A 10,725-nucleotide genomic window follows, 5' to 3' on the forward strand; every position below is an offset into this window, starting at 1 on the left:
ACATCTCGGTGATTTCCACATTGCCCTCCAAGGGCGACGCTGAGTGTGTTTCGCGCGTTGACGCCGCCGTGACGTCGTCGGAAACCGGTACAGATATGGTCACAGAAGGATACTCGGGCATAAAAAAGGTAAAGTTCATCACGAGATTCAATGAGGGCGCATCAACGGTGACTTATCGCGTATGCGGAACAGACATAAGCATTCGGTTCAAACTCAAGGCAGAAGTCGCCAACGGAGAGACTGGATATGAAAAAGATACTGTTGGTTGAGGACGAGTTCCACAAAAAGGAAGAATTAACAACTTGCCTTGAGGAGTTCTTTAAGAATACTGCGTTGCTCGAACATGTCGATAGCGTCCATGCCGCCGTTTGGGCACTAGCGAGCGCTGAATTCGACCTGATCGTGCTTGACATGGCGCTTCCCACCTTTTCCACTGATGGCAGCACAACGGAGCGGGGGCATGACCAAGCACTGGGAGGCGTCGAAGTCTTGCGTGCGCTAAAATCGCGTGGTGTGTCGAGCAAGGTTATTATAATTACACAATATCCGGAGATAACTGTCGGCGGTAAGCGGCTGAAGCTCGGAGTTGCTCCCGAAATCCTGTCGAAGAGGTACAATCAGAATGTGGTGGGCGGCGTACTGTATAAGTATAAATCGCCTACTAATAACGTTAAACTAACTAATCTCTTAAAGAAGGCAACATGAAGATTCTCATAACGGAAGATAGCGACAATAAACGAGACGAGATTGTTGAGTATCTGCGCTCTCTGGATGTTGGCAACGACAATATCGTGACGGCGTCCAGCATGGCTGGGTTCATGGTCGCATTCGATGACTCGGTTTCGATCTGCATCATTGACCTAAGGATACCGGCTTATGAAAACGCCTCGCCCGATACCAACGGTATAGGCGTTCTGCAGGCGGTCGAGAAGGCTGGTGGTGGCCGAGTCAAACTGCTTGCGATCAGTTCCTATCCTGAAGAGTTTGAAGCCTTCAGAGGCGACTTTGAGGGGCGAGGCTGCATGCTCGTCGACTTCAACCAAAAAGAGATATGGAAGAACACCCTAAAACTTGTGATTGTGCAAAACCAGTCCTCTGAGCTCATGGATTTTCTAATATTTTGCGCACTCCGACCGGAACGTTCTCCCTACACGGCAATGCCGCAGCTAAACGGGCGGGCAGTATTCAAGGAGAACTTGACACGATACGACATCACTGTATCAGGTAGGAGGGGTTCAGTCATTGAACTTCCGCGCATGGGCATAGTCGATGCAGCGGCTGCGGCGGCAACCTGTATTGAAAAGTTCAAGCCAAAAATCGTGGCGATGTCTGGCATGTGCGCTGGTTTTAATGGCAGAGCCCAACTGGGGCAACTTCTCATTTCCGAATTAGCGTACGAATACCAATCAGGGAAATGGACCGATGATGGGTTCTCCCAAGAACCTTATCAGATACCGATTTCTGAGGATGTGCGGAATGTCGTTCGAGAGTTAATTGAGGACGACACGATTCTCTCCCGCCTAGAAATGGGGTGGAAATCTGATCGACCAACCACTATGAGTGCGCCCACGCTTGCCACCTTCACCAGCGGGTCTGCCGTAATTGCAAGCGAGAAATACATGGAGCAGGTCGCACCCCATCATCGCCGCGTCTCAGGCCTCGACATGGAGATTTTTGCACTGCATCGTGCAGCCCATATTGCGCATTGCAAACCCGACATATTATGCGCGAAGGTTGTCGTTGATCTGGCTGGTGGAAACAAGGATGACAAGTTGCAGCCCTATGGGTCCTACATCTCCGCCAAGTTTACGGTAGAAGCGCTTGAAACCTATTTTGCACGCCGATGAACTAGTGCACTGACTCATTCAGCAGGTACTGGGAGCCGGCTGGCTCAAACCAAGCATTGTTTATCCAGCACGCGCTCTTCAACTTCTGATTTCCGCTGGAACTCCCACCTCGAATCGATGCAAGCATGGGGCGGTGCCCCCTACCCCTGATCTCTCCCCAAGGTTCCCCTTGGAGGAGAGATCAGGGCTACAGCAGGGTACTTAACGGACAGAGTTGCATGAACATGCTTGCGTCTCACGCCGCTATTAGGATAAATTTCCCCTGACGTTCCTATTTCTCCTGCCGAAGAGTCCCCGCCATGCCGCCAGTTCCCGCCTCCGCTCCGCCCGTCATCCGCCTGACCGACCGGCAGGAGGCTTTCTGTCAGACCATGGCCTGCGACGTAGGCGGGGCGGAGGCCGCGCGGCGCGCGGGATACTCGGCGAAAGGCGCCAAGCAGCGCGGCGCCTTCCTGATGAGCCAGCCGGAAATCCGCGTCCGGGTCCAGCAGTTCCGCGCCAGCCGCCGGGCTGACCATCAGACCCTGCTCGACGAAGCTGCCGTTCTGGTCGGCGACATCATCACCGACGCGATGGAAAAGAAAAGCTGCGGTCTGGCGCTCCGCGCCATCGAGTTCCGCCTGAAGCTGCGCGGCGTCATCCAGGACCGGCGCATCGCGCACCACTACAACCTCAACCAGCGCCACCCCGACGCCGATCAGGAAGACCTCGCCTGCGATCCGGAGGAGGAATTCGACGCCCTCCCCCAGTCTGCCAAGGTGATCGCACCCAAGGCTAAAGCGTTGCCGGCCCCGGTAGTGACCCCAGTTAGTGACCTGTCCCGTGTCCTCCCCAAACCACCCGCCGCCAGTTCCCTCCTCGCCTCAACCGCCATGGCGGCGCTGACGCCGGCATTGACGCCAACGCCAGCAGCCCGCTTCCGCCTCCCCGTCGCCGCCTGACGGTGCGATCCGCCTCATCGATCCATCGACCCCTTTCCCTTTGCTCCCGCCCTGCCAGGAGGCTGCCACTTTGGACGGATTTTGAATTGATATCCTGCAAGGTATATTCGAGAGCTTGAAGCGATGGACGAGGGCAAGGTCACCACGCGGGCCCGCCCCTTTCCCCACTGCCCTACATCACATGCTCCGGCCCAAGCGCCGCACGCACTGCCGCCGGGGACATGCTGTCGGCCAGATAGCGCGACGCCACGCGGCGGAGTTCCGCCGGGTCGTCCTGCAACACCAAGCGCAGAAGTAACTTCTGCGCCTGCGTCAGCAGGTCGGCTTGGCCAATATCAAGGTCTTCCTCTTCAAGTTCTTCGCCGATCTCGATCGTCTCCAGCATTCCACCCATCGCAGCGCCCTCGGTTGATGTCCTAGAAATGTCACCCTTCGCAGGGTCTTGATCAATTACGATGCTAATGTGTAGCTTCATACATGCTACCTCACAGCCGTGTTTTGGGTGATACCCTTTTGGGTACCCTGGGGTGTGTCCCGTCTGCGACACCACCCTTCCGATTTTTCCTGCAAACGGCTGTGAAGCGCTCTCCCCCATGCCCGATCTTTCCCATGAAATCGCCGCCGGTTACGGCACCGGCATCATCGTTTGCGGCGTCGACGAAGTCGGGCGCGGTCCGTTGGCCGGTCCCGTCGTGGCCGCTGCCGCCATCCTGCCGCCGGAAGGACTGCCGCCGGCCCTGGCGGCCCTGGTCAACGACAGCAAGCTGCTGAAGCCGAAGCTGCGGGAGGAGCTGGCGCCGCTGATAGTGGGGTGCTGCCGCGTCGCGGTCGGGATGGCCAATGTCGGGGAGATCGACCGGCTCAACATCTTACACGCGAGTCTGCTGGCCATGAAGCGGGCGGTCGAGGGGCTGGGAATCATCCCCGGCGTGGCGCTGATCGACGGCAACAAGACGCCCGACCTGAGCTGCGCCATGCGTACCATCGTGGGCGGCGACGCCGCGTCGCTCTCGATTGCCGCCGCGTCGGTCGTTGCGAAGGTGGAACGCGACCGGATCATGGCCGAACTGGCGCTGGCCTATCCCGGCTACGGTTGGGAGAGAAATGCCGGGTATCCAACGATCGAACACCGCAAGGCGCTGATTTCATTGGGAATCACGCCGCATCACCGGCGCAGTTTCGGTCCCGTCAAGGCTGTGCTGGCGGCGACGGCATGATCTAAAAACGTTTACGACTCGACAACCCGCAAATAAGGATTGACGCGGATTCGCGCACGACTCATCTTGCGCCGATGAGTCAAGCACTTTCCCCCAAGGCCCTCAGCAGGCCCCTCGCCAAGGCATCACCGACCGTGGTTCCCTTGCACCAAAACCGCATCCTGGTCGGCGACTGCGTCACCGTGATGAACGGCCTGCCGGCCGGCTCTGTGGACATGGTCTTCGCCGATCCTCCCTACAATCTCCAGTTGGGCGGCGACCTGCTGCGCCCGAACCACTCGCGGGTCGAGGGGGTGGACGACGACTGGGACAAGTTCGCCGACTTCGCCACATATGACCGCTTCACCCGCGACTGGCTGTCGGCGGCGCGGCACGCGCTGAAGGACGACGGGTCGCTGTGGGTGATCGGCAGCTATCACAACATCTTCCGGGTCGGCTCGATCCTCCAGGACCTCGGGTTCTGGGTGCTCAACGACATCGTGTGGCGCAAGACCAACCCGATGCCCAACTTCCGGGGCCGGCGCTTCACCAACGCCCATGAGACGCTGATCTGGGCCGCCAAGTCCAAGGACGCCAAGTACCACTTCGCCTACGAGGCGATGAAGAGCCTCAACGACGACCTTCAGATGCGGAGCGACTGGCTGTTCCCGCTCTGCACCGGGCCGGAGCGGCTGAAGGACGCCGAGGGCAACAAGGCGCACCCGACCCAGAAGCCGGAAGCGCTGCTCTATCGCTGCATCATGGCCGGGACCAAGCCGGGCGACGTGGTGCTGGACCCGTTCTTCGGCACGGGCACGACGGGAGCGGTCGCCAAGCGGCTCGGCCGGTCATGGATCGGGGTGGAGCGCGAGCACCAGTACGCCCAGATCGCCAATGCCCGCATCGCCGCCGTCAGCGAGGCTCCGGACAAGGAATTGCTCTACGCCCCGACCAAGCGTCAGGCGCCGCGCGTGCCGTTCGGCTGGCTGGTCGAGCGCGGACTGCTGCATCCGGGGACGACGCTGTTCGACCAGCGGCGCAAGCATACCGCCCATGTCCGGGCCGACGGCATGCTGATCGGCACCAACCATCTGGGCAACCATTGCGGCTCGATCCATCAGGTCGGAGCGGCGATGCAAGGATTGCCTGCGTGTAACGGCTGGACTTTCTGGCACTTCGAGGCCACTTCGGAGGAGTTGCGGCCGATCGACATGCTGCGACAGAAAGTTCTCGCAGAGCTGCATTGCTAGCGCACTCTTAATTGTTTCACAGGCGACGCTTGGCTTCGGGGGTATGGGGATGATAAATCAGCGCGCCATGAACAAGCTTTTCGCCCAAGTCGTCGCACCGGTGGCCCGTCCCGCCGCCGACCGCCCCCTCACCCATGTCTTCGTCCGTGATCTGGTGCTCGATGCGATGATCGGCGCCTATGACCACGAGCGCGACAGGCCCCAGCGCGTCCGCGTCAACCTCGACCTCAAGGTCGAGCTGCGGCCCGGCCCGCCGACCGACAACCTTGCCGACGTGGTGTCCTACGACACCATGATCGCGTCGGTCCGGGAAATCGTCAACGCCGGCCACGTCAACCTCGTCGAGACGCTGGCCGAGCGGATCGCCGACCGCTGCTTGATCGACCGCCGCGTCAAGATCGCCACGGTGCGGGTCGAAAAGCTGGACGTCTTCCCCGAAGCCGCCAGCATCGGCGTCGAGATCGAGCGGAAGCAGGTCTGAGGGGCTGACGGGGAACGAGGCGGCGTTACCGCGCCGCCAGTTCTTCTTCCTTGGTGTCCCCGCCCGGCACGCCTGAGATTTCCTCGACCAGCTTGTGCAGGATGGCGTTCGCGAAGCTGTCGCGGCTTTCCGCCGTGCGGACGAAGGCGAACGGTCCGCCGATCACGCTTTCCACATAGTACTCCTCCAGCCAGTCGTACTCGTCCAGGATCGCCAGCGCGTTGACGGTCACGCCCCGCGCGACCGCGCGGTCGCGGGCGCCGGACACATCGACGCCGGCATTGCTGAAGCCGTTGCTGCAAATGTCGATCACGCGCCGGGGCGCCGTGAAGCCGTTGCCGTCGAACAGGTCCACCGCCCGGTCGATGGCGCTGCCCATCGCGGTGCTGCCGTCGCGCGGCGGGCGCGTCATGTCGGCGATGCTGTCGGCGAACCGCTTGGCATCGACCGGATCGGCGATCCGGGTCCAGGGCACCACCGTTTCCAACGTATTCGGCCCGGCCCACTGGACCAGCGTCACCGCTATCGCCCTGTTGCCGCCGACCGTCAGCGCGTCCGCTACCTGGGGGTCACGGAAGGCGGCGGCATGGCCGCGCAACTGGAACTCCAGCGCGCCGGTCGTGATGCTGCCCGACGCATCGACCGCCAGCACCAGTTCCAGGTCAACGGATCTGGCAGCATTGCCGTCCGCCCAAGCGCCGTACGGATTCGACACCAGCAGCGCCAGCACTGCGAAGACCAAGCCGTGAATCCGCATCGTTCACCCCAATCCCAATCTTACACCGCGCCCAATGCGTGGCGGACGACCTTCCGCATCACCGTCGGGATCGCGTGCTCGGACAGGCGGTCCACCGGCACCCAGATCCCGTCGGCCCGTTTCCAGCCGTCGCCGTCCTCCGGCCCAAATCGCGCCGCCGCGAGGTCAAGTTCAAGGTGAAAGTGGGTGAAGGTATGGCGGACCAGTCCCGGCAGCATCCGCCACGCCGCCTCGACCGGCGCCTGCGCCTGCACGGCATCCAGTCCGGGAGCCGCCCGCTCCAGCCAGTCGCTCGACGGCACCTCGATCATGCCGCCGAGCAGGCCGCTTTCGGGGCGGCGGCGCAGCAGCACCGATCCCTCCGGGTTGATCAGCCAGAACGCCATGCCGCGCCGAATCGGCTTCTCCGCCTTGGCGGCCTTACGCGGCAGGGTCTCCGCGATGCCGCCCGCCCGCGCGGCGCAGCCGTCGTGCCACGGACACTGCCCGCAGCGCGGCCGGCGCGGGATGCAGACGGTGGCCCCTAAGTCCATCACCGCCTGGGCGTAGTCGCCGGGGCGGCGCTCAGGCGTGATCGTATCGGCCAGCGCTCGGAGCTTCGGCTTGACGCCGGGCAACGGTTCCTCCACGGCGAACAGCCGCGACATGACCCGCTCGACATTGCCGTCAAGCACGGTGGCGCAGCGGTCGAAGGCGATGGCGGCAACGGCGGCGGCGGTATAGGCGCCGATGCCTGGAAGTTGCCGCAATTGCTCCTCATTATCAGGGAAGACGCCGCCATGCTGCCCGGCAACCGTCTTGGCGCACTTGTGCAGGTTGCGAGCCCGCGCGTAATAGCCAAGCCCGGCCCAGGCATGAAGGACGGCGTCCAGGTCGGCCGCCGCCAGATCGGCTACGGTCGGCCAGCGCCGGAGGAACTCCTCGAAATAGGGTCCGACGGTGGCGACGGTGGTCTGCTGGAGCATGATCTCCGACAACCACACGCGGTAAGGATCGGCTGTTTTGCCGGGAAGCGCCCGCCAGGGCAGGACGCGGCGGTGCTTGTCGTACCAGTCCAGCATGGAACGGGCCAGTTCGGCAGGTTCCATCGGTCTGGCCGATTTGGGAGGAAATAGCGTTGGTTCGGTCTGAAGCGTCATGAGGTGTTGTTGCCCGGCAACAGGTGCTTTATCAATTGTTTCGTTAAGAATAGTCTCGACCCCGCAACAACCCACCCTACCCCGTCAACCATCTCACCAACGCTTCGGAGACACCCATATGTCAGCCCCCCGCCCGCTAGCCCGCATCGTGCCCAAGGTCGCCGGAAAGGCGCTGGGCAAGAAGGGCATGGCGTTCGGCACCCTGATCACGGACTGGGCGACGATCATGGGGCCGGAGCTTGCCCGCAGCACCCTGCCGCAGAAACTGGCCTTCCCTCCCGGTCAGAAGGAGGGTGCGACATTACACCTCAAGGTTTCAGGATCGGCCGCCCTGGACGTCCAGCACGCCGAACCCCAGTTGATCGAGCGGATCAACGCTTTCTTCGGCTACCGGGCCATCGCCCGGATCAGGCTCATCCAGGGACCGATCCCCGGAGCGCCGCGCCGCCCCAAGGTCCAGCGTCCGATGACGCCGGAAGAGGAAGCCGGTATCCTGCATGCGACCAGTCCCATCGAGGACGAGGACCTGCGCGAATCGCTGGCCCGCCTGGGACGCGCGGTCTATGCCAAGAATAGCCGTTGACCCGAACGCCCCTTAACCCCCGCGATCCAACCCTTTCATCCGTCCAAAGCTTGCCCGATCGGGTAGGCAACCCTTATACTCACTAGCTCTTGTATGCAGGAGGGCAGCTTGCGCCGCTATATGCTGGGATTGGCCATCGTCACCGTGGTCGCAGCCGGAGCCGGTATCGGCTTCATGAACACGGGCGTCATAGCCAAGGAAAGGCCGGCACCCGAAGTAATCGCGGCCGCTTCGGCCGACGCCGCGTCGCCGTCTGACTCCGATTCGACGCCAAAACCGACCCAGGTGGTCCAGGCCCAATTGGCCCAGGCGCAGGCGAAAGCCAGCACCCAGGTCGCCCAGGCCGCCGAGAAGAACGACCCCTTGAGCGAGCGCGTGCTGGGCGATCCCAACGCGCCGATCACGATCCTGGAATACTCCTCCCTGACCTGCCCGCATTGCGCCACCTTCCACGCCAATACGCTGCCGCAGCTCAAGAAGGACTATATCGACACCGGCAAGGTCAAGCTGGTGTTCCGCGACTTCCCGTTCGACCGGGCGGCGCTCCAGGCTTCCATGCTGGCCCGCTGCTCCAACCCGGAGCGGTATTTCGGCTTCCTCGACGTGCTGTTCAAAAGCCAGAACAAGTGGGCGGGCGCCAGCGATCCGGCCCAGGCCCTGGCCCAGACCGGCAAGCTCGCCGGCGTCGGCGACCAGCAGTTCAAGGAATGCCTCGCCAACGAGGCGCTGGCGAACAAGCTGATCGAGCGGCGGCTCGAAGCCGAGCAGAAGTATCAGGTCCAGTCCACCCCGACCTTCGTGATCATGCGCGGCGACACCGTCGAGAAGATCGTCGGCGCCCAGCCGATCGCCGAGTTCGCGCGGGTGATCGACAAGCTCGGTTCCTGACGGGAACCGGGCGTCTTCTAGCATGATTGGATTGGGGTCGGCCGCGCCGTGCAGTTCGTAAAGCTCCGGATTTCCGGCTTCAAGTCGTTCGTCGACCAGACGGAGCTGGTGATCGAGCCGGGCATGACCGGCATCGTCGGTCCCAACGGCTGCGGCAAGTCCAACCTCGTCGAGGCGCTGCGCTGGGTCATGGGGGAAACCTCGGCCAAGAAGATGCGCGGCGACGACATGGACGACGTGATCTTCGGCGGGACCGACAAGCGTCCCGCCCGGAACATCGCCGAAGTCTGCCTGGGCGTCGACAACACGTCCCGCACCGCTCCCGCCGGCTTCAACGATTTCGACGAGTTGGACATCCAGCGGCGGATCGAGCGGGGCTCGGGGTCCGACTACCGCATCAACGGCAAGCTGGTGCGGGCGCGCGACGTCCAGTTGCTGTTCGCCGACAACGCCAGCGGCGCGAACTCCCCTGCCCTGGTCAGCCAGGGCCGCATCGGCACCATCATCAACTCCAAGCCGACCGAGCGGCGGGTCCTGCTGGAGGAAGCGGCCGGCATCACCGGCCTGCACTCCCGCCGGCACGAGGCGGAGCTGAGGCTGAAGGCGGCCGAAGCCAACCTGCTGCGGCTGGACGATGTCATCGTGACGATGGACGCCCAGCTCGGCACGCTGAAGAAGCAGGCGCGGCAGGCATCGCGCTACCGCACCATCAGCGAGCAGATCCGCAAGACCGAAGCGGTGCTTCTCCACCTGCGCTGGGTCGCGGCGGAAGGGGCGCTGGCGAACTCCCGCCTTGCCTTCAACGATGCCGAGGTGACCGTCCGCGACCACATGCAGGCGGTGGCGACGGAGACCACCCAGCGCGAAGCCGACGCCGAGGGCCTGCCGAAGCTGCGGCAGGCCGAAGCCCAGGCCGCCCAGGCGCTGCAACGGCTGGTGATCGCGCGCGAGGCGCTGGACGCGGAGGAAAAGCGCGTCGCCGAGGCGCGCAACGCCAACCAGCGCCGGCTTGCCCAGGTCGCCACCGACCTTGCCCGCGAACGTTCGCTGGCCGAAGACGCCGGGACCGCGCTGACCCGCCTGACCGACGAGCGGGAGGCGCTGGTCGAGGAACAGGGCGACGAAGCCGCCGTCGAGGAGTCCGCCCGCGAATCGCTGGAAGAGGCCCGTGAGGCGGTCGAAGCGCTCGACCGCGAGTTGACGGCGCTGACGGAGCGGACGGCAGCGGACGAGGGCCGCCGCGTCGCCCTTCTGCGGCAGGCCGGCGAACTCGATCAGCGGCTTGCCACCGCAACCAGGCGGCTGGACGAGCAGAAGCGCCAGCGCGCGGCGCTGGAAGCGGAAATCGCGTCCCGTCCCGACATGGAAGCGGCGGAGAAAGCCGTCGCCGCCGCCGAGGAAGCGCTGGAGATGGCGCGGGAGCGGGCCGAAGCGGCCGAGCAGGCCAAGGCGACGTCCGAAACGGCGCAAGCCCGCCTGCGCGAGGTCCAGCAGGCGGCGGACGGCGCCCGCGCCAAGCTGAAGGCGGAAGCGTCGGCCCTGGCGGAGCTGCTGGAATCCGGCTCCGGCGACCTGTTCCCGCCGCTGATCGACGCGGTGACGGTCGCCCCCGACTACGAGGTCGCGATAGCGGCGGCGCTGGG

Annotated in this window: 13 protein-coding genes; 10 read left to right on the plus strand and 3 right to left on the minus strand. The window is 63.5% G+C overall.

Annotation, left to right across the window (positions count from 1 at the left end; genetic code table 11):
* From AC5JJ6_RS24935 to AC5JJ6_RS24950, 4 genes are all read left to right on the plus strand, one after another.
* Window positions 1-269: hypothetical protein (locus AC5JJ6_RS24935; protein ID WP_496044651.1), on the plus strand; the 269-nt coding region annotated here is incomplete at its 5' end.
* Window positions 247-705, plus strand: a complete 459-nt coding sequence (locus AC5JJ6_RS24940) for a response regulator (RefSeq protein WP_496044652.1) — start codon at window positions 247-249, stop codon at window positions 703-705. The genes AC5JJ6_RS24935 and AC5JJ6_RS24940, both read left to right, overlap by 23 nt.
* Complete coding sequence (locus AC5JJ6_RS24945; RefSeq protein ID WP_496044653.1) at window positions 702-1,847, plus strand: phosphorylase family protein; 1,146 nt, start codon at window positions 702-704, stop codon at window positions 1,845-1,847. The genes AC5JJ6_RS24940 and AC5JJ6_RS24945 overlap by 4 nt, the downstream gene beginning before the upstream one ends.
* Before the next feature lie 299 nt (window positions 1,848-2,146).
* Window positions 2,147-2,788 (plus strand): terminase small subunit, encoded by a 642-nt coding sequence (locus AC5JJ6_RS24950; protein ID WP_496044654.1) that lies wholly within the window; start codon window positions 2,147-2,149, stop codon window positions 2,786-2,788.
* A gap of 172 nt (window positions 2,789-2,960) precedes the next feature.
* Here the strand turns inward: AC5JJ6_RS24950 and AC5JJ6_RS24955 are convergent, their stop codons facing one another.
* Window positions 2,961-3,173, minus strand: a complete 213-nt coding sequence (locus AC5JJ6_RS24955) for a hypothetical protein (protein ID WP_496044655.1) — start codon at window positions 3,171-3,173, stop codon at window positions 2,961-2,963.
* Between the two features lie 208 nt (window positions 3,174-3,381).
* On the opposite strand from AC5JJ6_RS24955, the gene rnhB reads away from it, so the two are divergent.
* The 3 genes from rnhB (at window position 3,382) to folB (ending at window position 5,715) form a co-directional block, all read left to right on the plus strand.
* Entirely contained in the window at window positions 3,382-4,005 is a 624-nt protein-coding gene (rnhB, locus tag AC5JJ6_RS24960) for a ribonuclease HII (RefSeq protein ID WP_496044656.1), read from the plus strand.
* Between the two features lie 185 nt (window positions 4,006-4,190).
* Window positions 4,191-5,234 (plus strand): site-specific DNA-methyltransferase, encoded by a 1,044-nt coding sequence (locus AC5JJ6_RS24965; protein WP_044434373.1) that lies wholly within the window; start codon window positions 4,191-4,193, stop codon window positions 5,232-5,234.
* 67 nt (window positions 5,235-5,301) lie between these two features.
* Window positions 5,302-5,715 carry a dihydroneopterin aldolase gene (folB, locus tag AC5JJ6_RS24970; RefSeq protein ID WP_496044657.1) on the plus strand — a complete coding sequence of 138 codons (414 nt, stop codon included), beginning with the start codon at window positions 5,302-5,304 and terminating at the stop codon, window positions 5,713-5,715.
* Window positions 5,716-5,740: 25 nt separating this feature from the next.
* On the opposite strand, the gene AC5JJ6_RS24975 is transcribed toward folB, so the two are convergent.
* Complete coding sequence (locus AC5JJ6_RS24975; RefSeq protein ID WP_496044658.1) at window positions 5,741-6,472, minus strand: DUF1194 domain-containing protein; 732 nt, start codon at window positions 6,470-6,472, stop codon at window positions 5,741-5,743.
* A gap of 20 nt (window positions 6,473-6,492) precedes the next feature.
* Complete coding sequence (mutY, locus tag AC5JJ6_RS24980; RefSeq protein WP_496044659.1) at window positions 6,493-7,560, minus strand: A/G-specific adenine glycosylase; 1,068 nt, start codon at window positions 7,558-7,560, stop codon at window positions 6,493-6,495.
* Between the two features lie 169 nt (window positions 7,561-7,729).
* Here mutY and AC5JJ6_RS24985 point away from each other — a divergent pair, with 169 nt between their 5' ends.
* The 3 genes from AC5JJ6_RS24985 to AC5JJ6_RS24995 all read left to right on the plus strand — a co-directional run.
* Window positions 7,730-8,194, plus strand: a complete 465-nt coding sequence (locus AC5JJ6_RS24985; RefSeq protein ID WP_496044660.1) for a DUF721 domain-containing protein — start codon at window positions 7,730-7,732, stop codon at window positions 8,192-8,194.
* Window positions 8,195-8,302: 108 nt separating this feature from the next.
* The gene (locus tag AC5JJ6_RS24990) at window positions 8,303-9,082 is read left to right on the plus strand and encodes a DsbA family protein (protein ID WP_496044661.1); all 780 of its coding nucleotides are present in this window, start codon (window positions 8,303-8,305) and stop codon (window positions 9,080-9,082) included.
* 48 nt (window positions 9,083-9,130) lie between these two features.
* The coding region (locus tag AC5JJ6_RS24995; RefSeq protein WP_496044662.1) for a chromosome segregation SMC family protein at window positions 9,131-10,725 on the plus strand (1,595 nt) is incomplete at its 3' end.

This window comes from Skermanella sp. (assembly GCF_059503625.1).